General features: G+C 71.2%; 28 protein-coding genes and 1 pseudogene. 16 read left to right on the forward strand and 13 right to left on the reverse strand.

The window, feature by feature from the left end; all coding sequences use genetic code 11:
- Positions 1 to 10: 10 nt before the first annotated feature.
- The gene (locus QSK37_RS29305; RefSeq protein ID WP_285627421.1) at positions 11 to 2,170 is read right to left on the reverse strand and encodes a discoidin domain-containing protein; all 2,160 of its coding nucleotides are present in this window, start codon (positions 2,168 to 2,170) and stop codon (positions 11 to 13) included.
- A gap of 249 nt (positions 2,171 to 2,419) precedes the next feature.
- On the opposite strand from QSK37_RS29305, the gene QSK37_RS29310 reads away from it, so the two are divergent.
- Entirely contained in the window at positions 2,420 to 2,941 is a 522-nt protein-coding gene (locus tag QSK37_RS29310; RefSeq protein ID WP_285627423.1) for a DUF302 domain-containing protein, read from the forward strand.
- On the opposite strand, the pseudogene rpsD reads toward QSK37_RS29310, so the two are convergent.
- Positions 2,929 to 3,340, reverse strand: a pseudogene (gene rpsD, locus QSK37_RS29315) (30S ribosomal protein S4). The gene QSK37_RS29310 and the pseudogene rpsD sit on opposite strands and share 13 nt — an antisense overlap.
- A gap of 51 nt (positions 3,341 to 3,391) precedes the next feature.
- On the opposite strand from rpsD, the gene QSK37_RS29320 reads away from it, so the two are divergent.
- Positions 3,392 to 4,114, forward strand: a complete 723-nt coding sequence (locus QSK37_RS29320) for a DUF2470 domain-containing protein (protein WP_285627426.1) — start codon at positions 3,392 to 3,394, stop codon at positions 4,112 to 4,114.
- A gap of 22 nt (positions 4,115 to 4,136) precedes the next feature.
- Here QSK37_RS29320 and QSK37_RS29325 read toward each other — a convergent pair whose 3' ends face one another.
- Together QSK37_RS29325 and QSK37_RS29330 are read right to left on the reverse strand one after the other, a co-directional pair.
- Positions 4,137 to 5,537, reverse strand: coding sequence for an MFS transporter (locus tag QSK37_RS29325; RefSeq protein WP_285627429.1), 1,401 nt, complete (start codon positions 5,535 to 5,537; stop codon positions 4,137 to 4,139).
- Positions 5,534 to 5,929: an SgcJ/EcaC family oxidoreductase gene (locus QSK37_RS29330; protein ID WP_285627432.1), complete on the reverse strand. Its 396-nt coding sequence runs from the start codon at positions 5,927 to 5,929 to the stop codon at positions 5,534 to 5,536. Before QSK37_RS29330 ends, QSK37_RS29325 begins: the two co-directional genes overlap by 4 nt.
- 194 nt (positions 5,930 to 6,123) lie before the next feature.
- Between QSK37_RS29330 and QSK37_RS29335 the strand changes: the two genes are divergently transcribed.
- The 4 genes from QSK37_RS29335 (at position 6,124) to QSK37_RS29350 (ending at position 9,603) form a co-directional block, all read left to right on the forward strand.
- Positions 6,124 to 7,182 carry a sensor histidine kinase gene (locus QSK37_RS29335; protein WP_285627435.1) on the forward strand — a complete coding sequence of 353 codons (1,059 nt, stop codon included), beginning with the start codon at positions 6,124 to 6,126 and terminating at the stop codon, positions 7,180 to 7,182.
- Positions 7,179 to 8,294, forward strand: a complete 1,116-nt coding sequence (locus QSK37_RS29340) for a sensor histidine kinase (RefSeq protein WP_285627438.1) — start codon at positions 7,179 to 7,181, stop codon at positions 8,292 to 8,294. The genes QSK37_RS29335 and QSK37_RS29340 overlap by 4 nt, the downstream gene beginning before the upstream one ends.
- Positions 8,291 to 8,896, forward strand: a complete 606-nt coding sequence (locus QSK37_RS29345) for a response regulator transcription factor (protein ID WP_285627441.1) — start codon at positions 8,291 to 8,293, stop codon at positions 8,894 to 8,896. The genes QSK37_RS29340 and QSK37_RS29345 overlap by 4 nt, the downstream gene beginning before the upstream one ends.
- An 80-nt stretch (positions 8,897 to 8,976) precedes the next feature.
- The gene (locus tag QSK37_RS29350) at positions 8,977 to 9,603 is read left to right on the forward strand and encodes a flavin reductase family protein (RefSeq protein WP_285627444.1); all 627 of its coding nucleotides are present in this window, start codon (positions 8,977 to 8,979) and stop codon (positions 9,601 to 9,603) included.
- Positions 9,604 to 9,613: 10 nt separating this feature from the next.
- Here QSK37_RS29350 and QSK37_RS29355 read toward each other — a convergent pair whose 3' ends face one another.
- Positions 9,614 to 10,846: a serine hydrolase domain-containing protein gene (locus tag QSK37_RS29355; RefSeq protein ID WP_285627447.1), complete on the reverse strand. Its 1,233-nt coding sequence runs from the start codon at positions 10,844 to 10,846 to the stop codon at positions 9,614 to 9,616.
- Positions 10,847 to 10,967: 121 nt separating this feature from the next.
- Here QSK37_RS29355 and QSK37_RS29360 point away from each other — a divergent pair, with 121 nt between their 5' ends.
- The 6 genes from QSK37_RS29360 (at position 10,968) to QSK37_RS29385 (ending at position 16,666) form a co-directional block, all read left to right on the forward strand.
- Positions 10,968 to 11,363: a cold-shock protein gene (locus tag QSK37_RS29360; RefSeq protein ID WP_285627450.1), complete on the forward strand. Its 396-nt coding sequence runs from the start codon at positions 10,968 to 10,970 to the stop codon at positions 11,361 to 11,363.
- Between the two features lie 92 nt (positions 11,364 to 11,455).
- A complete protein-coding gene (locus QSK37_RS29365) occupies positions 11,456 to 12,370 on the forward strand; it encodes an ABC transporter ATP-binding protein (RefSeq protein ID WP_285627453.1) in 915 nt (304 codons plus the stop codon).
- Positions 12,351 to 13,298 carry an ABC transporter permease gene (locus tag QSK37_RS29370; RefSeq protein WP_285627456.1) on the forward strand — a complete coding sequence of 316 codons (948 nt, stop codon included), beginning with the start codon at positions 12,351 to 12,353 and terminating at the stop codon, positions 13,296 to 13,298. Before QSK37_RS29365 ends, QSK37_RS29370 begins: the two co-directional genes overlap by 20 nt.
- Positions 13,298 to 14,458, forward strand: a complete 1,161-nt coding sequence (locus QSK37_RS29375) for a sensor histidine kinase (protein WP_285627459.1) — start codon at positions 13,298 to 13,300, stop codon at positions 14,456 to 14,458. The genes QSK37_RS29370 and QSK37_RS29375 overlap by 1 nt, the downstream gene beginning before the upstream one ends.
- Positions 14,455 to 15,144 (forward strand): response regulator, encoded by a 690-nt coding sequence (locus QSK37_RS29380; RefSeq protein WP_285627461.1) that lies wholly within the window; start codon positions 14,455 to 14,457, stop codon positions 15,142 to 15,144. The genes QSK37_RS29375 and QSK37_RS29380 overlap by 4 nt, the downstream gene beginning before the upstream one ends.
- 103 nt (positions 15,145 to 15,247) lie before the next feature.
- Entirely contained in the window at positions 15,248 to 16,666 is a 1,419-nt protein-coding gene (locus QSK37_RS29385; RefSeq protein WP_285627464.1) for an MFS transporter, read from the forward strand.
- Positions 16,667 to 16,746: 80 nt separating this feature from the next.
- Here QSK37_RS29385 and QSK37_RS29390 read toward each other — a convergent pair whose 3' ends face one another.
- The gene (locus QSK37_RS29390) at positions 16,747 to 17,217 is read right to left on the reverse strand and encodes a cupin domain-containing protein (RefSeq protein WP_285627467.1); all 471 of its coding nucleotides are present in this window, start codon (positions 17,215 to 17,217) and stop codon (positions 16,747 to 16,749) included.
- A 78-nt stretch (positions 17,218 to 17,295) separates the two neighbouring features.
- Between QSK37_RS29390 and QSK37_RS29395 the strand changes: the two genes are divergently transcribed.
- Positions 17,296 to 17,871 carry a TetR/AcrR family transcriptional regulator gene (locus QSK37_RS29395; RefSeq protein ID WP_285627471.1) on the forward strand — a complete coding sequence of 192 codons (576 nt, stop codon included), beginning with the start codon at positions 17,296 to 17,298 and terminating at the stop codon, positions 17,869 to 17,871.
- A gap of 60 nt (positions 17,872 to 17,931) precedes the next feature.
- Here QSK37_RS29395 and QSK37_RS29400 read toward each other — a convergent pair whose 3' ends face one another.
- From QSK37_RS29400 to kilB, 3 genes are all read right to left on the reverse strand, one after another.
- On the reverse strand, positions 17,932 to 18,780 hold the full coding sequence (locus QSK37_RS29400; protein ID WP_285627474.1) for a chitosanase: 849 nt from the start codon (positions 18,778 to 18,780) through the stop codon (positions 17,932 to 17,934).
- Between the two features lie 186 nt (positions 18,781 to 18,966).
- Positions 18,967 to 19,470, reverse strand: coding sequence for a mycothiol transferase (locus QSK37_RS29405; RefSeq protein ID WP_285627478.1), 504 nt, complete (start codon positions 19,468 to 19,470; stop codon positions 18,967 to 18,969).
- Between the two features lie 83 nt (positions 19,471 to 19,553).
- Positions 19,554 to 19,991, reverse strand: a complete 438-nt coding sequence (kilB, locus tag QSK37_RS29410) for a plasmid transfer protein KilB (protein ID WP_285627481.1) — start codon at positions 19,989 to 19,991, stop codon at positions 19,554 to 19,556.
- A gap of 125 nt (positions 19,992 to 20,116) precedes the next feature.
- On the opposite strand from kilB, the gene QSK37_RS29415 reads away from it, so the two are divergent.
- Positions 20,117 to 21,130 carry an SDR family oxidoreductase gene (locus QSK37_RS29415; protein ID WP_285627484.1) on the forward strand — a complete coding sequence of 338 codons (1,014 nt, stop codon included), beginning with the start codon at positions 20,117 to 20,119 and terminating at the stop codon, positions 21,128 to 21,130.
- On the forward strand, positions 21,127 to 21,471 hold the full coding sequence (locus QSK37_RS29420) for a hypothetical protein (protein ID WP_285627487.1): 345 nt from the start codon (positions 21,127 to 21,129) through the stop codon (positions 21,469 to 21,471). The genes QSK37_RS29415 and QSK37_RS29420 overlap by 4 nt, the downstream gene beginning before the upstream one ends.
- Here QSK37_RS29420 and QSK37_RS29425 read toward each other — a convergent pair.
- Complete coding sequence (locus QSK37_RS29425) at positions 21,468 to 21,725, reverse strand: DUF7218 family protein (protein WP_285572956.1); 258 nt, start codon at positions 21,723 to 21,725, stop codon at positions 21,468 to 21,470. The genes QSK37_RS29420 and QSK37_RS29425 overlap by 4 nt on opposite strands.
- A gap of 124 nt (positions 21,726 to 21,849) precedes the next feature.
- Here QSK37_RS29425 and QSK37_RS29430 point away from each other — a divergent pair, with 124 nt between their 5' ends.
- Positions 21,850 to 22,908 (forward strand): DNA topoisomerase IB, encoded by a 1,059-nt coding sequence (locus QSK37_RS29430; protein ID WP_285627493.1) that lies wholly within the window; start codon positions 21,850 to 21,852, stop codon positions 22,906 to 22,908.
- Here QSK37_RS29430 and QSK37_RS29435 read toward each other — a convergent pair.
- From QSK37_RS29435 to QSK37_RS29445, 3 genes are all read right to left on the reverse strand, one after another.
- The gene (locus QSK37_RS29435; RefSeq protein WP_285627496.1) at positions 22,900 to 23,952 is read right to left on the reverse strand and encodes a Ppx/GppA phosphatase family protein; all 1,053 of its coding nucleotides are present in this window, start codon (positions 23,950 to 23,952) and stop codon (positions 22,900 to 22,902) included. The genes QSK37_RS29430 and QSK37_RS29435 overlap by 9 nt on opposite strands.
- Positions 23,953 to 24,022: 70 nt before the next feature.
- Positions 24,023 to 24,262, reverse strand: coding sequence for a hypothetical protein (locus tag QSK37_RS29440; protein ID WP_285627499.1), 240 nt, complete (start codon positions 24,260 to 24,262; stop codon positions 24,023 to 24,025).
- Between the two features lie 49 nt (positions 24,263 to 24,311).
- Positions 24,312 to 24,983: a glycosyltransferase family 2 protein gene (locus QSK37_RS29445; protein ID WP_285627504.1), complete on the reverse strand. Its 672-nt coding sequence runs from the start codon at positions 24,981 to 24,983 to the stop codon at positions 24,312 to 24,314.
- Between the last annotated feature and the right edge of the window lie 107 nt (positions 24,984 to 25,090).

Below are 25,090 nucleotides of genomic sequence, written 5' to 3' on the forward strand. Positions count from 1 at the left end.
GACGCCGCGATCACGGGTAGCTGGTGATGTCCACCGGCACCGTGTCGGTGCCCTGCGCGGCGGCACCGGTGCTGTTGATCACGTGGTTGATGACTCCGTTGCCGCCGAGCGACACCGTGAGCAGGTCGTGGAACTTCACTCCCGAGTTGTTCGGCACCTCGAAGCCGTGCTCGTCGACGATCGACGGATCGACGTTGAAGTAGCAGTAGCTGCCCAGGCCCCAGCCCTCATGGCTGGTGACGTTGTCGGCCACCTTGTAGGCGGCGTAGCCGCGCGTGCTCCCGTTCATGTAGGCGGCCTGGTTCGGCGGGTCGTACGGCAGCTCGTTCTGGAAGAAGATCGTCTTGCCGCCCTGGCCGTTCCAGATGACGTTGTACTTCTGGTAGTGCTCGACGAACAGGCCGTACGCCGTGACGTTCGCGCCGTTCACGATGAGGCCGGTGTCGGCGGTGTTGGTGGTCCAGCCGACGCCCGAGCCGTGGTCGGCGCGCCAGGCCCAGATGTGGTCGATGATCGTGTTGGCGCTGTTCACGACCAGGCTGTTGGTCGCCTTGCCCGCCCCGGCGCCGCCGATGCGGAAGAAGACGTCCTGGATCGAGGTCGGGTTGCTCGCGTGGCTCGCCGACGAGCCGCTCGGGCCGACCTGGAGCAGCACCGGCGAGTTGGTCGTCCCGGCGTCGAACAGCAGCCCGGCGATCTTCACGCCGTCGACGTCGGCGACCGTCATGGGGGTCGCCCCGCCGTCCGGCACGATCGTCGCGTAGCCGAGGCCCAGGACGACGGTGTTGGCGCGGGTCACGTTGATCGACTGGCTGACGTGGTAGACGCCGGGCGTGAACAGCAGGTTCAGCCCGGAGCTCAGCGCGGCGTTGATGGTGGCGGCGCTGTCACCGGGATGGGCAACGTAGAACTGGCTCAGCGGGATCGACGTGCCCGGGGTCGAGCCGCTCGCCCAGGTGGTGCCGCGCGAGTTGGTCCGCAGGCTCGGCACGAGCACGTTGTAGTTGCCCGCGCCGTCGACGTACAGGTAGGGCTTCTCCCGGGTCACCGGGCTGTTGGCCAGGACGGTGTACGGCGGGTTGGGGAAGCTCTGCGCGGGCGCGCCGACCACCCCGGAGAACACCATGTTCCAGACACCGTTGAGGTTGCCGCCGATCTGGCTGTCGCGCGTGAGCCACTGCTGCTGGGAGTACGGCTGGACGGTGCCGTCGATCTTGGAGTCGGCGATGTACCCGCCACTGGCCCAGCCGTACCCGGTCGGGGAGAGGTTGAGGTCACCGCGGACGTGGACGCGGCGGAACGGCGCCGCCTGCGCGACCGCCCAGCGGTCGTACCCGCCGGACGGGGTGATCGACAGGTTCTCCGCCGAACGCCAGAAATTCTGGGTGGCGTTGCCGTTGAACCAGCCGGCGTCGACGGTGACTCCGCCGTTGATGGTCACGTCGTCGACGTTGCGGCCCAGACCGGCGATCGAGGTGTAGAAGCCGATGTTGGCGTTGACGTTGTAGCTGCCCGGCTTGAACAGCAGCGCGTACCGCTGTGAGCCGAACTGGTTGCTCTCCTGCTGGCTGAAGACCGAGTCGAGCTGGCTCTGGACGCTGCTGCTCGACATCGACGGGTCGAAGACCTTGACGTTCGGCCCGAGGTCTCCACCGCCGGCGGGCGGGGGCGTGCCGCCGCCGGTGGAGCCGTACACCTGGAACTCCCACAGCGAGTAGCCGTACTGGGTGTGCCGTGCGGTGCCGTACATCCGGACGTAGCGGCCGGTGCCGCTGACGGTCAGCGTCTGCGTGCCGCCGGCGCCGGTGGTGGTGGAGTAGACGGTGCTCCAGCTGGAGCCGTCCGCCGACACCTGGATCTGGTACGCGGTGGCGTACGCGGCCTCCCAGTTGAGCACGACCTGGCTGATGGTGGCGGAGGCGCCGAGGTCGACCTGGAGCCACTGGGGATCGCTGAAGGCGCTGGACCAGCGGGTGCCGGTGTCGCCGTCCACCGCGGCGGAGGCGGGGGTGCCGGCGTTCTCGGTGGAGGAGGCGGTGGCGGGCCGGCCCTGCGAGAGCAGGGTGTCCGCCGCGTGGGCGGCCCGCGGCGGGGCGACGAACATGACGGTGAGTGCGACGACCATGGCCCAGAGGACCGTGGCCACGCGGGGACGGGGCAGAGATCTCATGGATCGTCTCCTGAGGGGGAGTGGAGACCGGGCGGCTCTGGCGGGGCCTGGGGTCTCCACACGGTCTGGGGCTTAATTCATGGCGTGATTAAACAAGGGGAAAACAGACCCGTCAAGAGATCGAACTCGCTGGTTAATCGCTTCTTTATTGGCTTGATTAAAGTTGTGAAGTGATTCCTGACCCGTTGCTGGTCCGTCCCGGCGCGCTGACGTGGGCGGGGGCCGTGCGACCGGGGTATGACCCGTGCTGTGATCCGGAGCGTCACCCACGAGGTGAACCGACTGGAGGTCGCCGCCGGCGTGCCCTACGGGGAGTTCCGCCGACGGTACGAGCGGGCGGTGCCGGCGTTCGACGCCGATCGGTTCGCCGAACTCCAGCGGGCCGGCGCGCCGTGGGAGACCGTCCGGCGGGCCACCGAGGAGAGCGCGCCGCACGGGTTCCTCCGCTACTGGGGCTTTGACGTCACCCCGCTCATGAACCTCGCCGGCGACCGGTGGAACTGCGTGGAGTACCTCATGGGCGACCACACGACCGCGCAGCGGATGTTCACCCGGGACCCGGCCGTCATGCTGTACGCCCCGCTGCGCACCGCGATCTACGAGGACGCCGATGGCCGGACGTGGTTCGCGGTGGACCAGCCGAGCACGCGGTTCGCGAGCTTCGGCGACGCGGCGATCGCCGCGGTCGGGGTCGAGCTGGACCACCGGCTCGCCGCCCTCCTGGAGCGCCTGGGCGCCCCCGTGCCCGAGGTCCTCGGTCAGCGTGAGTAGTACTCCACGACGAGCTGGACGTCGCACCGTACCGGGATCTCGTGCCGCTCCGGGAGGCGTACGAACCGGGCGGCCAACCGGGGATGGTCGGCCTGGAGGTAGTCCGGGAGGCGTTCCGGCGCGTGCGCGCCCGCCGCGGCCTCCCGGAAGGGCGGCATCGCCCGGCTGCGCTCGGCCACGCTGATCACCGAGCCGGGCCGTACGCGATAGGAGGGCACGTTGACGCGCTCGCCGTTCACCAGGATGTGCCGGTGGGAGACGAACTGCCGGGCCTGGTAGATCGTGCGGGCGAACCTGGCCGGGCGGGTACGGGCGGCGCTCGAAGTAGCGGACGCACTTGGGCGTGAGCGGGATCCCCAGGGCGCGGGAGCGTTTGGTTTTCGGGCGTGAGCTGTTCACGGACGTCCCTTCGGTGACTAAGGTTAGGCTTACCTTACTTAGGGAGGCTGGATGTCCGCCACCGATCACCCCACCGCGCCCGTCGCGGAGCCGACCCCCGCCGAGCTGGTCCGCTCCGTGCTCGCCGCGGCCCGGTCCCTGACCCTGACGACCGAGGCGCACCGCGTCGACCTCGTCGGCCTGCACTCGCTGGAGGCCCCCGGCCGCCTGCTGCTCAACGTGCCGGCCGGCAGCCACGTGGGCGCGGAGGTCGCCCGGGCGCCGGGCGGTGACCTGGCGGCCTCGCTGGAGTTCATCGACGTCGCGCCGGTGTCGGTGCCCGACCGGATCCGCGCGCGCGTGCTGCTGGGCGGATGGCTGAGCGTCGACGGGCAGCGCGCGAACGCGGAGGCGCTGTGCTTCGAGACGGTGACCGCCGAGCTCGGGCACGACGGGCGGCGGTTCGAGCTGGAGGTGGACGAGCTGACCGCCGCCGAACCCGACCCGCTCGCGGCGACCGAGGCGGAGCTGCTCACCCACCTCGCCGGCGCCCACGGGGACGCCGTCGAGCTGCTGGCCCAGCTGGTCGACCACCGGTCGCTGCTCGGCGTGACCCGCGTGGACCCGTTGCGGGTCGACCGCTACGGCATCGTCCTGCGCCTCAGCCGGGCGAGCGGGTACCACGACGTGCGCCTGCCGTTCCCCGTCCCGCTGCGCAATCCGGCCCACGGCGTGCTGCAGATGCGCGCCCTGCTGACCCGGGCGAAGGCCTGCCCCCGCCGCTCGCGGCGCTGATGGTTCGACCGGCCGGCACCGATCATGACTGGAGTGTTCGGGCGAGTCTGGTCGCGGCGAGGACGCCGGCGACGCTGACGATCGCCATCCACAGGGTGCTGGTGGGCAATGCGGTGGTGTTGCCGTGGGAGAGGTAGAGGGTCCCGAAGGCGGCGACGCCGATGACCTGCCCGAGTTGCATGGTGGTGCCGAGCAGACCGCTGGCGTCGGCGGCCTGGCCGTGGGGCACCTGCCGCAAGGACTGGGTGAGCAGTGGGCTGGCGGACAGCCCCATGCCTACTCCTGTCAGGATCAACGCGGTCCAGGTCAGCGGACCGCTGTGGTCGCCGTCGATGGCGATGGCCGAGTACGCCAGCGCGCACAGGGCGAGACCGGCCGGGGTCACCATGGAGTGCAGGCGATGGGGCAGTCGCCGCCAGCAGAATCCGACCAGGCCGAACGCTATTGACATCGGCAGGTAGGTCAGGCCGGCCATCAGTGGACCGGCGCCGAGCCGGTTCTCCAGGTGCAGAGTGAAGACGAACAGGAACCCGCCGTAAGTCACCTGCATCGCCGACAACGTCGCTACGCCGGCGCGAAGGCCGGGCGCGCGGAGGACTCCGAGGTCCAGCAGCGGGTCGCCGCCGCGCGCCATGACCCGTCGCTGGACGGGGGCGAACAGGCCTGCGAGGACGAGACCCGCGCCGATGGCGACGAAGGTCCAGGCGGGCCAGCCCAGCTCCCGTCCGAGGACGAGCGGCAGGACCACCAGGAACACCGCCGGCGCGACGATGAGCAGTCCGAGGAGGTCGAGCCCGCGGCGCCGCGCCGGCCGGTCGGCGGGGACCAGACGCGGAACCAGGACGGCGAGCAGGATGCCGATGGGGACGTTGACCAGAAAGGCCGGGCGCCAGCCGGTGCCGAAGAGGTCGGCGTTGACCAGCAGGCCACCGGCGATCAGTCCGGCGACGGCGCCGATGGAGAGGACCACCCCGTACGCGGACAGGGCTCTGGCTCGCTCGGGGCCTTCGAATCTGGTCTGGATGATGCTCATGATCTGTGGTGCCATCACGGCCGCGCCGGCGCCCTGGACGATCCGAGAGGCGATCAGCGCCAGGCTGCCGGGTGCCAGTCCGCAACACAGCGACGCGGCGGTGAACATGATGACGCCGATCAGGTACATCCGCCGATGGCCGAAGATCTCGCCCAGCCGCGCGGCGGTGACCAGCGACATCGCGTAAGCGGCGGTGTACCCGCCGACGACCAGTTGCAGCGAGCTGCCGGACGCGGGCAGTTCGACGCCGATCACCGGCATGGCCACGTTGACGACGAACACGTCGAGCAGGCCCATGAACTGCCCGAGCAGCAGGACGGCCAGCATCGGCCGCCGGCGCACGATGGCCGATGCGCCGGTGCCGGTGCTGACGTTGGTGAGCGTGGTCATCGGTTCGCGGGGGTGTTGGTGTAGGCCGCGACCTTCCACTGGCCGTCCGCACGGATGAGGACCCAGGTGGCGCGGACCTCCCGGTCGTCCGATACCTCGGTCTCGCCGGCCAGCACGATCCCGGCCCTGCTGACGACGATGGCGGTGTCGCCCCACACCCGGATGTCCAGGGGCTGGTCGACACCGCGCGAACCCTTCAGCGGTCCGGCGAACCCGGCGGCCATGTGCTCACGTACGGCCGTGCGCCCCTTGTTGAACACCCCGGGCATCGCCACGGTGACGTCGTCGGTGTACACGGCGGCGAACGCGTCGGCGTCCCCGGCCGCCCAGGCCGCGTACACCTGGTCGAAAACGGTCTTGATCTCATCGCTGAGCGCGACGGTGGAGGTCATCGCAGATCCTTTCCATGATTGTGATCGCCGGCCCGGACGGTGAGGGGATGTCGTCCGGCGACGTGGCCAACTCTGGAGGACGCGTCCGCCCGGCCGGTAGATGCCGAAGTCGCAGATAGGCGATGATGTTCGTCATCAGTGATCGACGACATCTGGATCTGCTCTCGCGGCCGGTGACGGTGCAGGATGCGGGCATGACCGTGATGCTCGCCGCCGCTGGGCACCACCCCTGTTCGGTGTCGGCGGCAGCGAATGCCCCCGATGCCCGGCACGCCGTGGCACGCCGGGACGCATCGGAGGCGGTGAAGGGCACGTTGGACCGGATGACCGCGCGGCTGCCCCGCTGGGCCATCGTGGGTGTGCGGGTCTTCAGCCTCACCGTGCCGGCGATGAACATCACTGCGGTCTTTCTGAGCACCACGTCGCGGTCGCCGCTGGTCATCTACTCCATCGGCACCGCGTTGTACGTGCCGTTCTTCCTCCGCCTGGTGTGGAGGGAAACCCAGGGCCGGCGGCCGGGGCACGCATGGTGGCTCCTGGTGGCGATGGCGCTGATCATCATCGGCCTGGCTCCGTGGGCCGGGCCGTTGTGGCCGCGCTCGTTCGGGCCGCTGGCGTTGGCCGTGCTGATCGTCGTCCGCAGACCGTGGTCGCCGATGCTCTACGGGCTTCTCCTGGTGGCGCCGATCCCGGTCGACCTGCTGCTGGGGGCGCCGGAGGAGTGGATCTGGGGCTCGTTGAGCGTCAACGCCGTGCTGGGCCCGTATGTGCTGTTGTTGCTGGCGCGCTCCATCGGCCGACTGGAATCGGCGCGGCAGTTGCTGGCGGCGCAGGCGGTCGTACGCGAGCGCGAGCGCGTCGACGACGAACTGCGCGACTCGATCGGAGCCGAGTTGGCCGCCATAGCGGACAGGGCGCAGGCCCTGGCGGTCACGGACCGGCCGGTGACTCCCGAACTCGACGACCTCGTGGCCGCGTCCCGGCGGACCCTGGCCGGCGCCCGGTTCCTGATCCGCGGCTACCAGCAGCCGTCGCTACGCCGCGAACTCGACACGGCGGTCGCGCTCTTGGCGGCCGCCGGTGTGTCGGTCGGTGTCGTGGCGCCGCGTCAGCCGTTGCGCCCCACGGCCGATGAGCGGGCGCGGCCGGCAGTGCGGGAGGCCGTGGCCCAGCTGCTTCGGCGACCCGGCGGTTCGTACGTCCTCACCATCGATGCCGACGGTGACGTCATCCTGCGTGAGCGCGGCCGATGAGCGGCTCCCGGTGGCTCATCGTGGCGGTCACCGTCGCCTGGCTGGTGCCACCGGTGGCGTACACGGTCACCGGGCAGGAACCGGGGACGAGCGTCGGAAACCCGCTGCTCGTGGTCGTCATCGCCCTCGCCGTCGGAGCGCTCCATGTGTGGCACGCGATGTCCTGCCTGCGCGGCGGCCCATCGCCGGGATGGCCGGTGTCGCTTGCACTGTTGATGGTCCTGGTCTACCTGCCGCTGCAGTGGTGGAGCTGGAGCTGGGTCAGCACCCAGTGTTTCGGCGTGGCCTCGCTCGCCCTGCTGTTGCGGCCGCGTCCGAAGCTGTGGCTGCCCATCGCGGCCGGGCTGCTGATCGCTCCCGCGTTGATCGACGCGGTCCGGCTGGGCCCGCTCTTCGGCATGTTGAGCGCGGCCTACGACCTGGCGGCGCTGACCGTCGCCGCAGGCTCGCTCTACGGATCGGTGCTCCTGGTCCAGGTGGTCGAGGAACTGCGGGAGACCCGGCCGGCGCTGGCGGCGGCGGCCGTCAGCGAAGAGCGGCTGCGGCTCTCGCGTGACCTGCACGACCTGCTGGGCCAGAGCCTGTCCGCGGTCTCGCTGAAGGGCGATCTCGCGCTCGCCCTGTTCGACCAGGACCGTCTCATGGCTCGCGCGGAGGTGGCGGGCATGGCCGAGGTGGCTCGCGACGCGCTGCGCGACATTCGCGCCATCACCCGCGGCGAACACTCCGTGTCACTCCGATCGGAGCTCGACGGCGCCGCCGTGCTACTCGACACCGCCGGCATTCAGACCGACATCACCGCGGATCTCCCGGCCGACCTCGGGTCACCGGAGGAGAGGCTCCTGGCCTGGGCCGTCCGCGAAGGCGTGACCAACCTGCTGCGCCACAGCCGAGCTCGCACCTGCGCGATCACCATCGCCCCGAGAGCCGGGACCGTCGAACTGACGATCGTCAACGACGGTGCCTCGGCCGACAGGGGCCGCGGCAGCGGGTTGGCCGGCCTCGCGGATCGGGCCCGCGCCCTGTCCGGGACCGTCACGGCCTCCCACGACGGCGAACATTTCCGTCTGGGCGTCTCGATTCCCCATGCTCCCCACCGGAAGACACGATGATCAGAATCCTGCTCGCGGAGGACATGCACATCATCCGCGCCGCCCTGGTCGCCCTGCTGTCACTGCAAGCCGACCTCGAGGTCGTCGCCGAGCTCGACCGTGGTGACGAGGTGCTCACCGCCGCGCTGCGGACCCGCCCGGACGTCGCCGTGCTCGACATCGACCTGCCCGGCATGGACGGGCTGGCCGTGGCCGAACAGCTCGCGGCCGAGCTGCCGGGCTGCCGAATCCTCGTGCTCACCGGCCTCAGCCAGCCCGGCAATCTGTTGCGCGCGCTCAAGGTCCATGTACGCGGCTTCATCGTCAAGGACGCGCCGGCCCATACCCTCATCGATGGCATCCGGCGGGTCGCGGCCGGCGACCGCGTGATCGATCCCGACCTGCTCGCAGCCGCGCTGGAGACCGGCAGTTCCCCGCTGACGAACCAGGAACGCAAGGTGCTACTGGCAGCCGAGAGCGGCAAGCCCACCGATCAGATCGCCAGACAACTCGCCCTCTCGCCGGCCACCGTGCGCAACTACATGTCCCACGCCATCAGCAAAGTCGGCGGCCGCAACCGACTTGACGCGATCCGCATCGCCCGCGACGCCGGCTGGCTCTGACCAAGACGGCGGGCCGCCAGGGGGCCGAGCGCCGACGATTCGACCGGCGTGGAAATGATCCGCGGCTACGGTCTCGGCTCATGGAGATCCACACGGCGGAACACCAGGTCATCACGCCCAGCATCCTGTACTTCGGCACGCCGGTCGTGCTGCTCAGCACCGAGAACGAGGACGGCACGGCCAACCTCGCGCCCATGTCGTCGGCCTGGGCGCTCGGGCAGACGGTGGTCCTCGGGCTCGGCGCGCACGGACAGACCGGGCGCAACCTGCTCGCGCGTCCCGAGGTCGTGATCAACCTGCCCGCGCCCGAACACTGGGCGGCCGTCGAACGGCTGGCGCCGCTGACCGGGCACGATCCCGTTCCCCCGCACAAGCGGGGCACGTTCCGGTACGAGCCGGCCAAGTTCGGCGCCGCGGGACTGAGTCCGCTGCCCGCCGAGCTGGTCCGGCCGCCGCGCGTCGCCGAGTGCCCGATCCAGCTGGAGGCCCGCGCGGCCGACGTACGGCCCGACAGCACGGACGCGTTCCTCATCGTCGAGGCGCACGTCCTGCGGGTCCACGCCGATCCCCGGCTCGTCGTGCCGGGCACCCAGCACGTCGACCCGGCGCGCTGGAGCCCGCTGATCTACAACTTCCGTCACTACTTCGGCCTCGGCCCCGAGCTGGGCCGGAGCTTCCGCAGCGAGACGCGTGCCGCGCGGGCGTGACCCGGCCGGCTCAGTCGACCAGGGCCTGGTAGACCAGCTGTTTCAGCCGGGTGCGGATCGGGTGGGTGTTCGAGGGCAGCAGCTGGGTCAGGAAGACGACCGTCAGCTCCTCGGCCGGGTCGACCCAGAACGCCGTGCTCGCCGCGCCGCCCCAGTTGTACTCGCCCTTCGACGTCAGCGACTTCGTCTTCGCCGCGTCCTCCACGACCGCGAACCCGAGGCCGAAGCCGATCCCCGCGTAGGAGACCTCGGCGAACACCGGACGGCCGTACTCCTCCAGGTCGGCCCCGCCCGGCAGGTGGTTGCGCGTCATGTACGCGACCGTGCGCGGGCCCAGCAGCCGTACGCCGTCCAGTTCTCCGCCGCGCAGCAGCATCTGGCAGAACCGGTGGTAGTCGCCCGCGCTGGAGATCAGGCCTCCGCCGCCCGACAGCGCGCGCGGCGGCCGGAAGGCGGTGTCGCCCATGTCGAGCAGCTTGGCGCGGCCGTCGGCGCCGGCGAAGTACAGGGACGCCATCCGGTCGGCGTCGTCCGTGCCGACGTGGAACGCCGTGTCGGTCATCCCCAAGGGGTCGAAGATCCGCTCGGCGAAAAAGCGGTCCAGCGGCTGCCCGGACACCACCTCGACCAGCCGCCCGAGGACGTCGGTCGCCATGGAGTAGTTCCACTGAGAGCCGGGCTCGAACAGGAGGGGCAGCTCGGCCAGCCGGTCGACCGCGCCGGCCAGGTCGAGGCCGCGCGGCGTCGACCGGTCGAAGCCGGCCGCGCGGTACAGCTCGTCGACCACGCTGACGTGCTGGAACCCGTACACGAGCCCGGACGTGTGGCTGAGCAGGTGCCAGACACGGATCGGCTCGGCCGCGGGGCGGGTGATGGGCGCCTCGGCCGTGCCCTTCTCGTACACCCGCATGTCGGCGAACGCCGGGAGGAAGCGGCTGATCGGGTCGGTCAGCTCGAAGGCACCCTCCTCGTACAGCATCATCGCCGCCACCGAGGTGATCGGCTTGGACATCGAGTAGATGCGGAAGAGGGTGTCGGTCTCGACCGGAGCGCCGGAGGCCAGGTCGCGCGCGCCGTACGCCGACAGGTGGGCGATCTCACCGCGCCGGCTGACCAGAGTCAGCCAGCCGGGCAGTCGTCCGTCGTCGACGTAGGGGGCGAAGTGGGAGTCGATGCGGCGCAGCCGCCCCGCATCGAGGCCCACATCCGCCGGATCGCACGTGACCTTCAACTCGCCGCCCATCGGCCCCTCCGTTGATCGCGGAAGCGTTTTTTAGAACGTCATTCTAGGCTAGGCCGGTGCAGGGGCGGAGGTAGCATGGCCTCGCCTTTGATGGGGAGTTTGCGGATAACGAGGTTGTGCGGTGGCGGCTGGCAGCATTGTGCGGTTCGACGAGGTTCGCGGGTACGGTTTCATCGCGCCGGAGGGTGGCGGGGAGGACGTTTTCGTCCACGCCAACGACCTCGTGGCGGACAAGGCCCTGTACAAGGTCGGCGCCCGGGTGGAGTTCGACATCTCCGAAGGCGACCGCGGACTCAAGGCGTCGACCGTGCGCCTCGTACGGCAGTCCGGCCCGCCGTCCCGGCGAGGCGACCTGCCGGACGCCGACGAGCTGTGCGACGTGCTCTCGGCCGGTGAGTTCACCCAGGACATCACCGAAGTGCTCCTCCGCGTGCCCAGCCTGACCGGCGAACAGATACTCCAGCTGCGCCGGCACCTGCTGGAGCTGGCCCGCGACCGCGGCTGGGTCGACTCCTGACCTGACGCCGCACCGCCCCTCGTCGAATCGACGAGACGGGATTCGTCGCGGAGGATGAGGACGCCGCGGAATCCCCGGCCTACGTTCGCGTCATGCGAGTCATCCGATGCGAGGGGCTGACCAAGCGGTACGGATCCACGGTCGCCGTCGACGGCCTGGATCTGGTCGTCGAATCCGGTCAGGTGTTCGGTTTTCTCGGGCCGAACGGGTCGGGCAAGACGACGACGATGCGGATGCTGCTCGGCCTGATCAGACCGAGCAGCGGGCGAGCCTGGGTGAACGAGCGGCGGCTTCCGGATCCCTCCGGGCTGTCCCGGATCGGAGCGATGGTCGAGGAGCCCGCGTTCCATCCATGGCTGAGCGGCCAGCGCAACCTCGAGGTCCTGGCATTGCACGGGCCGCCGCTGCCGAACCCCGACGGCGTCCCCGCCGCGCTGGAGCGGGTCGGCCTGACCGCCGTCGCGCGGCGGAAGGTCAAGGCGTACTCCCAGGGCATGCGGCAGCGGCTGGGATTGGCGGCGGCGTTGATGCGCGAGCCCGCGTTGCTGCTTCTGGACGAGCCGACCAACGGCCTGGACCCGGCCGGCATCCGCGAGTTCCGTGACCTGCTGCGCTCCCTGGCCGGCGACGGCATGACGGTGTTCCTGTCCAGCCATCTGCTGAGCGAGGTGGAGCAGGTGTGCGACCAGGTCGCCGTGATGAGCCGGGGTCGGCTCGTCGAACACGGCCGTGTCGGTGAGCTGGCGGCGACCCGGCCGAGGGTGCGTGTCGCCGTGGACGAGACCGAGCAGGACGCCGCGCAGGCGCTCCTTTCCGCATGGCCGGTACGCACGGACGGTGAGCGGATGCTCGTGGTCGACGGTGCGGACGGGCGTGAGGTGAACCAGACGCTGGGCCGGGGTGGAGTGTGGGCGCGGCAGATCCGGACCGAGCGCCCTGGGCTTGAAGAGGCTTTCCTGCGGCTGACCCTCACCGAGGAGGAACGCGATGCGTCTTCTGCGAGCTGAACTGCGCAAACTCAACCGGCCATTGCTGTGGGGGGTGACGCTCGCGGCCATGTTGTTCTGCGTGCTGCTGGCCATCGGCGGTGCCGCCAACGCCCACCGGTACACGGTGGAGGCGACGCGTCCGGTCTCCTGCTCGGCGATGGGCGTGCCCGAGGGGCCTGCCTGCGCGGATGTACGGGCACGGATGGGGGACCGGCTCGCCGAGAACCGCCGCCAGATGCTGTCGGCCGCGACGCGCACCTCCGCGCAGCTGAATCCGGTGGCCGCCGGCGCCGAGGCCGCCGGGCTCATGGCCTCCCTGCCGGGGGCGCTGGTTCTCGCGCTGCTGGCCGGAGGGCATGTCGGCGGGGAATGGTCGGGCCGCACGCTGAAGAACGTGCTCACCCAGTGCGGCCACCGGTGGCGGGTGCTGGTCGCGAAGTTCGTCAGCCTCTGGCTGGCCGGCGTCGGAGTGATCGCCGCGTGCTGGGCGGCACTCACGGTGGCCGGCCCGATCCTCACCCGTGCGTACCGGCTGCCGGATCCGCACGAGCCGGTGGGACAGGCGGCGACGTGGGCGGGCTCCCAGGCGGGACGGTCGCTGCTGGTACTCGCCGCGTTCGCCGGGATCGGCCTGCTCGCCGCCGCCGTGACCCGCGGAACGATCGGCACGATGGCGACCTCCGCCGGGATCGACATCGCGATGCTCGTCGCGGCCGCGGTGCCCGGCATCGGCCGGTGGACGCCCGCCACCTGGGTGCAGGGCTGGATGGGATTCGCGGCCGGGCAGCGTTCGATCACCGCGCTGCCGGACAACTTCTGGTCCCGGTTCATCGGCTCCGGCGGCGCGACGCCCGGCCATCTGTTCGGCCTGGTGGGACTGTCCGCGACGCTGGCCGTGTGCGGGGTGGCCGCCCTGGCCCTGTTCCGCCGCGCCGAGGTGACCTGATGAGAACCCACAGTCGGATCATGCCGCTCAATCCGGCCACCGCGCGGCGGGTCGACCTGCTCATGGCGGTAGGACTGTTCGCGTGGGCGGCTCCGGACGTGCCGTGGTGGTGGCGGCCGGCCGGACACGTACCCGCCACCCCGGTCGTCCTGGGGTACCTGGTCCTGGCGCTGGCCGCGTCGGTTCCCTTCGCATGGCGCCGGCGTTCTCCCGTTCTGGTGTTCGCACTCGCGGCCGCGGTGCTCCTGACCCGCCACGCACTGCACCAGAACCAGATCGCGGCGTTCGCCGCGGTGCTGGTGGCCGCGTACGGGCTGGGCGCCTACTCCACCGGCGCCGGGCGCCACGCCGGTCGGCTCGGCCGGCTCAGCCTGATCATCGCCGCCGTGATCGGGGTGACGTTCAACAACGATCGGATGGCGGGCCTGCCGTTCGCGCTGATCGGTGCCGCTTTCCTGGCCGGCGACGCGGCCGCCGCGCGCCGTAACGAGGCCGCTGCCGCCGCGGAGGCCGCCCACCTGGCCGAACGCACCCGGATCGCCCGCGAGCTCCATGACGTTCTCGCGCACCAGCTCTCGGCGATCACCCTCCAGTCCGGCGTGGCCCGGATCACCGGCTCGGACCCTGACGCGCTCGCCACGGTCGAACGGCTGTCCCGCGAAGCGCTCACCGAACTCAATCACCTGCTCGGTGTGCTCCGAGACGACGACGCGGACCACCCGGGCCGGCGTCCGGCTCCCTCCCTGGCCGAGCTGGGCTCGCTCCTGAAAGCCGCCCGGGACGCCGGTACCCCGGCGGACCTGGCGGTCATCGGACCGGAGCGGGATCTCAGTCCGGGCCTGCAGCTGTCGGCCTACCGGATCGTGCAGGAATCACTGACCAACGTGCTCAAGCACGCCCCGGGCGCCCGAACCTTCGTGACCCTCCGCTATCAGACCGACCACCTGGCGCTGCGGGTCGTGAACGGACCCCCTCCGCAGGGGAACGCCACCGCCGTGATCCGGACGGCGGTGGCGCGTCCGGGCACGGGCGGCCGTGGAGTGCCGGGCATGCGAGAGCGGGCGGAGCCTTACGGTGGGCGGCTGCACGCCAGGGCGGCGTCCGGCGGGTTCGCGGTGGCCGCCACGCTTCCCTACGACGACCGCGGGGGACGGCCGTGAAGCCCGATGGGCCGCTGAAGGTGCTGGTCGCCGACGACCAGGCGATGGTCCGTGCGGCCCTCGTCGCGCTCCTGACGTCGCAACCCGATATCACCGTCGTCGCCGAGGCCGCCAACGGCGCCGACGCCATCGCCCTCGCCCACGAGCTCGCACCGGAGATCGTCCTGATGGACGTGAGGATGCCCGTCATGGACGGCCTGGAGGCGACCCGCCGGATCGTCACCGGCGCCTCGGCCAGTGCGCCCAGGGTCGTCGTCCTCACCACCTACGACCTGGACGAGTACGTCTACGACGCCCTCCGCGCCGGGGCCTGCGGCTTCCTGCTCAAACACGCGCCGCCGGAGGAACTGCTCCTCGGCGTACGCGCCGCCGCCGAAGGCGGTGCGCTGGTCTCACCGGCCGTCACCAAGCGCCTCATCGGGGCATTCACCACCCGGCCCCCCGCATCCGCTCGTCCCCCTGCCGCACTCGCCCGGTTGACCGCCCGTGAACGCGAGGTCTTCGACCTGGTCGTCGCAGGTCGGACCAACACCGAGATCGCCCGAGCGCTTCGCATCGCCGAGACCACCGTCAAGACCCATCTCGGTCACGCGCTGGACAAGCTGGACCTGCGCGATCGGGTCCATGCCGTCGTGTACGCGTATGAGAATCGGCTGGTCTCACCGCGCGATCATGTCGACCCGTGACGTCCGAGGGCCCTCGCCGGTGAGATGGCAGGCTTCATGGAACGCATCCGGCTTACCTGAGAGGTAATCGACCGGATGACCCCGCGGCGGCGAACCTTACGGCATGAGCACCGCGATCATCGAAAGACCGGCCCAGGAGCGGGCCGCCGCCGTACCCGGCCTCGGGACACTGCTCGTCCTGCTCGCCGGGACCTTCGTCACCACGCTCGACTTCTTCATCGTCAACGTCGCGATCCCGGCCACCCAGCGGGACCTGCACGCCGGGCCGTCCACCATCCAGTTCGTCGTCGCCGGCTTCGGGCTCGCATTGGCCGCCGGGCTGATCACCGGGGGACGGCTCGGTGACCTGTACGGCCGGCGGCGGATGTACACGCTCGGGCTGACCCTGTTCACCCTCGCCTCGCTCGCGTGCGGGCTCGCGCCGACTGCCGGGTTCCTCGTCGGGGCACGCGTCGCGCAGGGCATGGCGGCGGCGCTGCTCATGCCGCAGGTGCTCGGCATCATCGGCACCGTCTACACCGGCGAGCGCCGGGCGCGCGCCTTCAACGCGTACGGGCTGGCGATGGGGTTCGGCGGCGTGTTCGGGCAGCTCATCGGCGGGCTGCTCATCAAGGCGGACATCGCCGGGCTCGGCTGGCGCACCGTCTTCCTGATCAACGTGCCGGTGGGGCTCGTGGCGGTGCCGGCGGCGATGCGCCTGGTGCCGGAGTCGCGGGCGGGCAAGGCCCGGCTCGACGTGGTGGGCGCCCTTCTCGTCACCGCCGGGCTGGTGTTGATCGTGCTGCCGCTCGTCGAGGGACGCCAGGAGGGCTGGCCGCTGTGGACCTGGCTGTGCCTGGGCGCGGCGCCGTTCGTCCTCGCCGCCTTCGCCGTGTACCAGCGGCGTGCCGGTGAGCGCGCGCTGATCCACCTCGGCCTGTTCCGGCACCGGGCGTTCAGCGTGGGCGCCGTGATCGCGCTGCTCAGCCAGATGGCCGTCGCCTCGTTCTTCCTGATCCTCGCGCTGTACCTCCAGCAGGGCCGCGGGCTGTCGCCGCTGGAGTCGGGCCTGATCTTCCTGGCGCTCGGGGCCGGCTACTTCGTCTCGTCCTCGCGGGCGGTGCAGGTCGCGGCCCGGCTCGGCCGTCAGGTCCTCGCCCTCGGCGCGCTGACCATGGCCCTCGGGTACGGCCTGCTGGCCCTCGTCGCGGGGGCGACCGACGGCGGGATCGGCTGGCTGATCCCCGGGCTGCTCCTCGCGGGCTGCGGCATGGGCCTGGTGATGGCGCCGCTGCCCGCGACCGCGCTGACCGGGGTCGAGCCGCGGTACGCCGCCTCGGCCGCGGGTGTCGTCTCCACCTCGCTGCAGTCCGGCGGCGCGATCGGCGTCGCGGTCGTCGGCGTCGTCTTCTACGACGTCCTCGGCACGACCCGCTTCTCGGCCGCGTTCGTCGCCGGCCTCACGACGGTGATCGCCTGCTGCCTCGTCACGGCCGCGCTCGTCCAGCTCCTGCCGGGCCGGCGGCCGGGGGAGGGGCACTGATCGCTCCCGGCCCGGTACGGCGGTACGTGGGTCCGGCCCGAAAGGGCCGGGCCCATTTCGTTTCGGGTGTCCTAGCGCCGCTAGGGCTTCGGCGGTACCTCGTAGTGGATGTCGTACTTCGCGGCGATCGGGTTGATCTTCGCCGGGTCCAGTGCGCCGTCGGTGAGTACCGACGGACCGGCCTCGAAGAGGTCGGCCAAATAGCATTCCCATCCGCCGGGTGAGGAGATCTGCAGCACACGGGGCGGCGGATCGGAGGCGCGGCGCAGGGCGTGCGGCACCCCGTGCGGTAGCAGGACGAAGGACCCCTTGGTCACCGTGAGACTCCGGTCGTCGAAGTCGACCCCGAGGTCGCCGTCCAGCACGTAGACGCACTCGTCCGCCACGTGGTGGGTGTGCCGGGGGATGTCGCGCTCCAGGCGGACCTCCAGCAACGAGAACCGTCCTTCGGTGTCCTCGGTCATCGCCTTGACCGCGAACGCGGGGGGCATCGGTACACGGCCCGGCCGCGCCTCGCCGGGCTCGAGCACAAGGAAACGATCTTCAGACATCGGTAGTATCCTCTTCGGTAGATAAATGGAATAGGAATCCGCTTCCGTTTCGGGGAGCGTCGCAGAGGAGCGTCATCCTTGTCAAGGCCGCCATCCGCCAGCCGTAGACCGCGTGCCGACGCCGAGCGCAACCGCCTCCGCATACTGGACGCGGCGCGTACGCTCTTCGCCGAACGCGGCGCCGAGGTCCAGATGCCCGAGATCGCGCGGACCGCCGACGTCGGGATCGGCACCGTCTACCGGCACTTTCCGACTCAGCGCGCGCTCATCGAGGCCGCCGCCGACCACCGGTTCGCCGAAATCCAGGACTTCGCCCGCACCGAATGCCTGGACAACGCGAGCCCGGGTACGGCGCTGGCGTGCTACCTACGTCACGTCGGAGAGGTCCTGGCGGGCGACCGGGGACTGTCCATCGCCATCGAAACGTCCCGTGCCACGCCCGGAAGCGAACCCCGGGGAACCGTACGCGCCGACCTTGAATCGACCGTGCGACTCCTGATCGAAAAAGACCAGGCCGCGGGAGCGCTCCGCGAAGACTGCACGGTCGGGGACGTCTACATGATCGCCGGCTCGCTCTCCGCGGCCATCCGCACCGGCAGCGGCGACTGGCGACGGCTCCTCGACCTGGTACTCGATGGCCTGCGCCCTTGCTGAGCCGGGGTCGGCGGACCGGCGGGCGGACGCGGTCGGGAGCCGTGTTCGCCCGCCGGAGTTCTATGCGCCGATGGCGTAGCCGTCGCCGTACACCTTCCAGGTGAGCGGCGGGGTGAAGTCGAGATTTCCGTTGTTCAGGAAGACGCGCTGCTCGGTGTCGACGCGACTCGTGTCGCTGTGCGCCTCCTCGCGTTTCATCGCGACTTTCCGCGCGTCGAGGAACGCGTTGAGATAGGTGACCTCGCTGCCGCCCTGTGCCGGGGGCTCGGCCTTCGCCAGGGCGGCCGCGCGGATTCCGCCGAAGCTGTCCGCGTCATTTCCCGGCCCGTGCATGACCATGGCGTCGTAGTAGATGAACTGCCCGAGCGCCCGCAGGCCGTCGCTCTTCGCCTGCCGGACGGCGGGGTCGAAGTACGCCGAGTCGCGCTCGTCGTCCTGGGCCCGCTGGAACGCCGGGTCGGCGGCGGCCTTGCGCCAGGCGGCGGGAAATCCCGGGTCGAGGCCCTCGTGGGAGTCGGTGCCGTTCACCGCGCGCAGCGCCGGCAGGTACTCGGCGAGGGCGTTGCCCGGCTCCGCGTCGGTGTAGGCCTGGACGACCTTGAGCATGTCGCCGGTGCCGGAGCAGAAGCCGATGACGCCGCCGGTGTAGCCGCGCCCGTCGTCGATGTCCTCGATGTACTTGTACTGCGCCCGCCAGTCGAGCGAGGAGTTCTCCGCGCTGGAGACCACCTGCATGGCGATGTCCTTCTCGCGCGGGTCATTCAGGTCGACGGCCGTCGCCCGGGCGGAGAGCGCGGCCCGCGCTCTGGAGGGGTGCCCGTCACGGGGGAAGGTCAGCAGCGCGGACACACCACCGGCGAGAAGGACGGCGAGGGCGGCGATCGTCCATCGAGCGGATTTCCGTGGCACGAATGATCCTGAGGGGCCGGGGGTGTACGGCGAATGGCGCTGGCGGATGAAAGCATGAATTCTGGCTTGATGTCAACTATTCGGTAAGGAAGGTACTAATAACGGAAAGTAGTGCCGTAGCCAGAGTCGTGCGCCGTGTAATTGCCGACGGTGACAATTCCGCCGTCGTCGTCCGCCGCGCAGACCTCAGGGAAGGATGCCGCGGAGGAAGGCGGCCTGGCCGGCGTGCTGGGTGTCGTCGTTGATGACGCTGACGAGCCGCACGCCCAGCGTCACCGGCGGGTCCCACGCCTCGTCGACGACGCGGTCGAGGTCGGCGTCCTTCAGCCCGGCGACGTACCGCAGGGTCTGCTCGTGCACGGCGTCGTAGTAGCCGGTGAGGAGTTCGCCGGACTCGACGCGGACCGCCGCTACGGCCTCCGCGTCGTGACCGTACCCGGTGTCGGACGGCGGCAGCGGCAGGCCGAACCGCTCCGCCCACCCTCCGGCGGTCCACACCTGCTCGACGCCCGCCACGTCGGCGATGTGGTCGTCCTGCACGCGGGTCAGGTGCCAGACGAGCCACGCGATCGAGTTGGAGTCCTCCGTCAGGCGCGCGGCGAGCCGGTCCGGGGACAGGCCGTCCACGACCTCGTGCACGGTCTCGCGAACGCGTTCGAAGGCGTCGGTCAGCAGTTCGGCGCTGTTCATCGGCTTCGTTCCCTTCCTGGCCGTCATCGGTCCGCTCGCTTCGAGGATGCCAGGCGCGGGCGCGGCGCCGGGCCGCGGGTGGTTCAACGCACCTCGGCGGCCGCCGCTCGGATGAAGCCTTCGACCTGTCGCTCTGTACGCTCGCCGTGCTCCATCAGCTCGGTCGCGTCTTTGGCGCGGTGAATGTCGGCCACCGCATCGATGGACTGGTCGGCGAGTTCGATCAGTCCCTGTTCATCGGCCAGGAGCTGGACGCGGTATCTCGCTCGCAACGCCACCGAGCGGAGACGCCCTTGCTCGACCTCGAAGCGCTCCGGAAGAGGATGGGTGAGTTCCCCATGACGGTGCAGCCATACCTTCAGCTCTTCGTGCCGGTACTCCATGACCGCCTCGGCGAATGCGCTGTACGCCGACAAACGCTCCTGCCGCAGCCGCTCGTCCCGCGCGAACCGCTCGGCGCGCCCCGCGGTTCGTCGCTGGAAGACATAGGTCAGAGCCGAGCCGAGCAGCGTGCCGGCCACCGCGACCAGGCTCGTGAGCGCACCCCCCATGCCAATAGTGGATCACACCGGGCACCGGCATGGCGTCGGCGCGGGTGGGTAGCGGTGACCGTGGACGGAGAGGAACGTGACCGAGGGGGAGCTCGATGGGCGGTAAGCGGGTCGTGGTGGTGACCGGCGCGAGTGGTGGAATCGGGCGTGCGGCGGCCCGCGCGTTCGGCGCCCAGGGTGACAAGGTCGCCCTGCTGGCACGGGGTGAGACCGGCCTGAACGCCGCCGCCGAGGACGTGCGCGCGGCCGGCGGTGAGGCGCTGGCCATTCCCACCGACATGGCCGACTTCGACCAGGTACGCGCCGCCGCCGAGCGTGCGGAGGCCGTGCTGGGCCCGATCGACGTGTGGGTGAATGTGGCGTTCAGCTCGGTGTTCTCCGAGTTCGTCGACATCGAGCCGGCCGAGTTCAAGCGGACCACCGAGGTCACCTACCTCGGCTTCGTTCACGGTACGAAGGTCGCGCTGGACCTCATGCTGCCGCGCGACCACGGCACGATCGTGCAGACCGGGTCGGCCCTGGCCAAACGCGGCATCCCGCTCCAGTCGGCGTACTGCGGCGCCAAGCACGCCGTCCAGGGCTTCCACGAGTCGCTGCGCACCGAGCTGCTGCACCGGGGCACCAACGTACGGACGACCATCGTGCACATGCCGGCGGTCAACACCCCGCAGTTCGACTGGGTGGAGTCGAAGCTGCCGAACCACGCCCAGCCGGTGCCCCCGATCTACCAGCCGGAGGTGGCCGCGCGGGCGCTGGTGTACGCCGCGGACCATCCGAATCGGCGGGAGTACTGGGTCGGCGGGAGCACCGTGGCGACCCTGCTGGCGAACCGGGTCATCCCGGGCCTGCTGGACCGCTACCTCGCCCGTACGGGCTTTGACTCCCAGCAGACCGACCAGCCGCGCGACCCGCACCAGCCGGCCAACCTGTGGAAACCCGCCGACGGCAAGGACGGCCACGACTACGGCGCGCACGGCGACTTCGACGACAGGGCCCATCCGCGCAGCTACCAGCTGTGGGCCGCGCAGCACCGGGTCGCCCTCGCGACGGCCGCGGGCGCGGCACTGGGCCTGGCCGGCCTGGGCCTGCTGCGGGGCCGGTGCCGGTGAGGGGCCTCGCGGCGGCGCGGCTCGCGTGGGGCGGGCTGCTCGTGACCAGGCCGGACCTGGTCCTGGGTACGCTCACGGGCCGTCCGGCGACGCGGTCGCAGACACGGGTCCTGCGGGTGCTCGGCACCCGCCACCTCCTGCAGGCGGGCGTCGAGCTGGCCCGTCCGACACGTGGTCTCGCCCGCGCGGGCGTGGCGGTGGACCTGCTCCACGCGGCGACGTGCGCGGGTGCGGTGGCGCTCCTGCCGACCTGGCGACGGGCGGCCCTGATCGACGGTACGGGCGCGGTGGTCTTCGCCACGGGCGGCCTGACCCGCGCCCGCCTTCCGTCGACCCCCTAGTGGTCGCGCAGGGCCTTGACGAGCTGAGCCTTCGTCATCGTGGAGCGGCCCTTGACGCCGATCTCGCGGGCGCGCTTGACCAGGTCATCCTTGCTCCAGTCGTCGTACGACGGGCTCTTGCCGCCCTTCTTGCCGACCGAGGAGCGTGAGCTGCCCGCCGACGCGTTGGCGATCCGGGCGGCCTTCTCCTTGCTCTCGCCCTTGTCGCGGAGCTTCTGGTAGGTCTTCTCGTCCTTGATCTGTGCTCTCGGCATCGAGGTGCTCCTTTCGCGGTCGGCCGTCACGCGTTCGCCTACCCGCTCTGTGCGTTTCACACCTGCTGACGGGTACGCGCCGGCGCGGTGATAGGCAGGAAGAGAGGCGGGTAACGCGAAGAGGGTGAGTGACACGCAGGAGGACGTCGTGACGGTCGAGCTCGCGCGCAGCGACCTCGGCGGCCCCGGCATCCGCCGGAGGCGGTGCGGACGCGGGTTCCGCTACTTCGACGGAGAGGCCGTCGCGATCAAGGACCCCGAGACGCTCGCCCGCGTGAAGGCGCTGGTGATCCCCCCGGCGTGGGAGGACGTGTGGATCAGCCCCGACGAGAACGGGCACATCCAGGCCGTCGGCACCGACGCGGCGGGCCGGCGGCAGTACCGTTACCACGACCGGTGGCGTGAGCAGCGCGACCGGGAGAAGCACGACCGGATGCTGGCGTTCGGCGCCGCCCTGCCCCGGGTCCGCGAGCGGGTGGAGCGCCACCTGAGCGGGTCCGGGCTGAGCCGCGAACGCGTGCTCGCCGCCGCGATACGCCTGATCGACCTTGGCTTCTTCCGGCCGGGCGGCGAGGAGTACGCCGCGGAGAACGGCACGTACGGCCTGGCGACGATCCGCCGCGAGCACGTGACGTGCTCCCACGGAGAGATCGTCTTCGACTACACCGCCAAGGGCGCCAAGGAGCGCGAGCAGGCCCTCGTCGACGACCAGGTCATGGCCGTCGTACGAAGCCTGAAGCGGCGGCGGAGCGGCGGGGACGAGCTGCTGGCCTACCGGAGCGGTCCGCGCTGGCACGACGTCACCGCCGGGGACATCAACGACTACCTCCGGGAGATCTCCGACGGCGACTTCACCGCCAAGGACTTCCGCACCTGGCACGCCACCGTGCTCGCCGCGGTGGGACTCGCCGTCTCCAAACCGGCCGCGACCAGCGAGAACGCGCGCAAGCGTGCGGTCGTCCGGGTGGTCCGCGAGGTCTCGGAGTACCTCGGCAACACCCCCGCCGTCGCACGGGCCTCCTACATCGACCCGCGGATCATCGAGCTGTACGAGCAGGGCATCACGATCGAGCCGGCGCTCGCCGACCTCGGCAAGGGACGCGACCTCGGCGAGCTCGCCACGCGCGGGCCGGCGGAGAAGGCCGTCTGGGAGATCCTCACCGACCACGGCGGTTCATCGTGACCGGCCCGCGGCGACCGTGGCGTTCCGGCCGGCCCGCTCCCGGGCGTACGCCGGCGGGGGACGCCGACGGCCGAAGGAGTGCTGGATCAGGCCGCCCAGCTCGTCGGTGACCGTGAGCGCCGGGGAGGTCCGCGTGCGGCGGACCGCGATCCCCTCGCGCAGGGCCCACGGGCAGACCTCGGCGTCCTCTAAGCCGAGCGTCGTCATCAGGGCCTCGGCCAGGATCGCTCCCGCGACGAGCTGGTGCACCCGGCTCTTCGCGACGCCCGGCAGCCGGGCCCGGCGCCGGTCGTCGTACGCGGCGAGCTCGGGGATCCGCTCGCGCAGCAGGTCAAGGCTCAGCACCCGGCGCGCGTACGGGCCGGCGGCGCCTCCCGGCGCACCGGTCAGGCGGGCGAGCTGCTTGAAGGTCTTGGACGTCGCCACCACCCGCCGCGCCGGGGGCAGGCCGCGGATCCGCCCGCCGACCTCGGCCAGGCGCTCGTACACGAGCCGCCGCAGCAGCCGTACGTCGCGGGGAGACGGCGGGTCGCCCGGCAGGTACGCGCGGGTCAGCCGGCCGGCGCCCAGCGGCAGGGACAGGGCGAGCGCCGGCTCCTCGCCGTCGCCGTAGGCGAGTTCGGTGGTCCCGCCGCCGATGTCCATCAGCAGCATCCGCCCGGCGGAGCAGCCGTACCAGGCGCGGGCGGCCAGGAAGGTCAGGCGCGCGTCGTCCCGGCCGGACAGGTGTCCCAGCCGGATCCCGGTCTCGGCCGCCACCCGTTCGAGAATCGGCTCCCGGTTGGCCGCGTCGCGGACCGTCGAGGTGGCGAACGCGATCAGCTCGTCGAGGTGCTCGTCCTCGGCCGCCCGCGCGGTCGCGCCGACCGCCTCGACCAGGCGCTCGACGGCCGGTGCCCCGATCCGCCCGTCCGGGGTGATCGCGTCGGCGAGCAGCGTCGGGTGCTTGACCGACCGGACCGGCCGAGGCGGCCGCCCGGGCCGGAGTTCCACGATCTTCAGGTGGGCGGAGTTCGATCCGACGTCGAGGACACCGATGCGCATGGGTAACGCTCTACCCGCCGCGCCGGAATCTCACCCAGGAGGCCCGGCGCGACCCAGGTTACGGACGTGACTAAACGTTCTTCCGGTGCTCCTCGGGAGCGTCCTGACGCGGGGCCTCACCGGTCAGGATGTTCTGCCCCGGGTCGCCGTGGATCGCCCCGCCCGAGACCGGGCCGCGCTTGAGCCTGCCGCCCGGGTCCTTGCTCTTCATCGGGTGCCGGTTCGCTCGCACGGTCATGAAGATCCAGCCGATCAGGACGATCACGATCAGGATGAGCCCGATGACCGCCAGAATCCCGATATTGCTCATGAGGCCTCCTCTCGCCTGGAGCCCTACCCAGCGGCCGCCGTTCATGCGCTCAGCCGAGCGTGGTGAGGAGGTGGCCGAAGCCCTGCGGTGCCCGGTAGCGGCGCCGCGCGGAGGTGATGACCTCGACCTGCGGAGTGTGCAGCACGCGGTGGCCGGCGGCGGTCATCGCGGCGACGAGCGCGCGATCCTCGCCCGTGCGGACCGGCGGGAATCCGCCGGACGTGACGTACGCGTGCGCGGTGAAGCCGAGGTTCGCGCCGTGCACGGGAGCGGGGTCGCGCGCGTAGTGGCCGGCGTAGGCGGCGACCCGCCGGGGCGGATGCCCCGCCCAGTCCGTGACCTTGACCGTGCCGACGACCGCGTCCCAGCCCCGCGCCGCGTACCGCAGCTGGGAGTCGAGCCAGTCCGCCGGCACCAGCGTGTCGGCGTCGGTGGTGGCCACCCACGACACCCCGTGCCGCAGCAGCGCCCGGACGCCGGCCGCGCGGGCGACGCCGACGTTGCGCGCGGCGATCTCCACGACCTGCGCCCCGTGCCGGCGGGCCACCTCGGCCGTACGGTCGGTGCAGGCGTCGGCGACGACCACGACCAGGGCGTCACGGAGCGCGGCCAGGCAGGCCGGCAGCCGTTCCTGTTCGTCGTGCGCGGGCACCACCACGCCCGCTCGGGCTTTTTGGTCGCGTCCGCTCCTCACTCGTTCCGCGGGCGGCTCGTCCCTCACCGACCACTCCACTCGCTCCGTCGCTCCCGCTCGGGTTTCCTGGTCGCGTCCGCTCCTCACTCGTTCCGCGGGCGGCTCGTCCCTCACCGACCACTCCACTCGCTCCG

Origin of the sequence: Actinoallomurus iriomotensis (genome assembly GCF_030269445.1) — a bacterium.
GTDB classification, from domain to species: domain Bacteria; phylum Actinomycetota; class Actinomycetes; order Streptosporangiales; family Streptosporangiaceae; genus Actinoallomurus; species Actinoallomurus iriomotensis.

Excerpts from the sequence above, each read along its gene's own strand:
- QSK37_RS29370 (WP_285627456.1), top strand. The coding sequence starts at position 12,351 with ATGCGTCTTCTGCGAGCTGAACTGCGCAAACTCAACCGGCCATTGCTG.
- QSK37_RS29415 (WP_285627484.1), top strand. The coding sequence starts at position 20,117 with ATGGGCGGTAAGCGGGTCGTGGTGGTGACCGGCGCGAGTGGTGGAATC.
- QSK37_RS29390 (WP_285627467.1), bottom strand. The coding sequence starts at position 17,217 with ATGTCTGAAGATCGTTTCCTTGTGCTCGAGCCCGGCGAGGCGCGGCCG.
- QSK37_RS29425 (WP_285572956.1), bottom strand. The coding sequence starts at position 21,725 with ATGCCGAGAGCACAGATCAAGGACGAGAAGACCTACCAGAAGCTCCGC.
- QSK37_RS29305 (WP_285627421.1), bottom strand. The coding sequence starts at position 2,170 with ATGAGATCTCTGCCCCGTCCCCGCGTGGCCACGGTCCTCTGGGCCATG.
- QSK37_RS29335 (WP_285627435.1), top strand. The coding sequence starts at position 6,124 with ATGACCGTGATGCTCGCCGCCGCTGGGCACCACCCCTGTTCGGTGTCG.
- QSK37_RS29385 (WP_285627464.1), top strand. The coding sequence starts at position 15,248 with ATGAGCACCGCGATCATCGAAAGACCGGCCCAGGAGCGGGCCGCCGCC.
- QSK37_RS29440 (WP_285627499.1), bottom strand. The coding sequence starts at position 24,262 with ATGAGCAATATCGGGATTCTGGCGGTCATCGGGCTCATCCTGATCGTG.
- QSK37_RS29375 (WP_285627459.1), top strand. The coding sequence starts at position 13,298 with ATGAGAACCCACAGTCGGATCATGCCGCTCAATCCGGCCACCGCGCGG.
- QSK37_RS29340 (WP_285627438.1), top strand. The coding sequence starts at position 7,179 with ATGAGCGGCTCCCGGTGGCTCATCGTGGCGGTCACCGTCGCCTGGCTG.
- QSK37_RS29325 (WP_285627429.1), bottom strand. The coding sequence starts at position 5,537 with ATGACCACGCTCACCAACGTCAGCACCGGCACCGGCGCATCGGCCATC.
- QSK37_RS29365 (WP_285627453.1), top strand. The coding sequence starts at position 11,456 with ATGCGAGTCATCCGATGCGAGGGGCTGACCAAGCGGTACGGATCCACG.
- QSK37_RS29355 (WP_285627447.1), bottom strand. The coding sequence starts at position 10,846 with ATGGGCGGCGAGTTGAAGGTCACGTGCGATCCGGCGGATGTGGGCCTC.
- QSK37_RS29345 (WP_285627441.1), top strand. The coding sequence starts at position 8,291 with ATGATCAGAATCCTGCTCGCGGAGGACATGCACATCATCCGCGCCGCC.
- QSK37_RS29350 (WP_285627444.1), top strand. The coding sequence starts at position 8,977 with ATGGAGATCCACACGGCGGAACACCAGGTCATCACGCCCAGCATCCTG.
- QSK37_RS29330 (WP_285627432.1), bottom strand. The coding sequence starts at position 5,929 with ATGACCTCCACCGTCGCGCTCAGCGATGAGATCAAGACCGTTTTCGAC.
- QSK37_RS29320 (WP_285627426.1), top strand. The coding sequence starts at position 3,392 with ATGTCCGCCACCGATCACCCCACCGCGCCCGTCGCGGAGCCGACCCCC.
- QSK37_RS29405 (WP_285627478.1), bottom strand. The coding sequence starts at position 19,470 with ATGAACAGCGCCGAACTGCTGACCGACGCCTTCGAACGCGTTCGCGAG.
- QSK37_RS29435 (WP_285627496.1), bottom strand. The coding sequence starts at position 23,952 with ATGCGCATCGGTGTCCTCGACGTCGGATCGAACTCCGCCCACCTGAAG.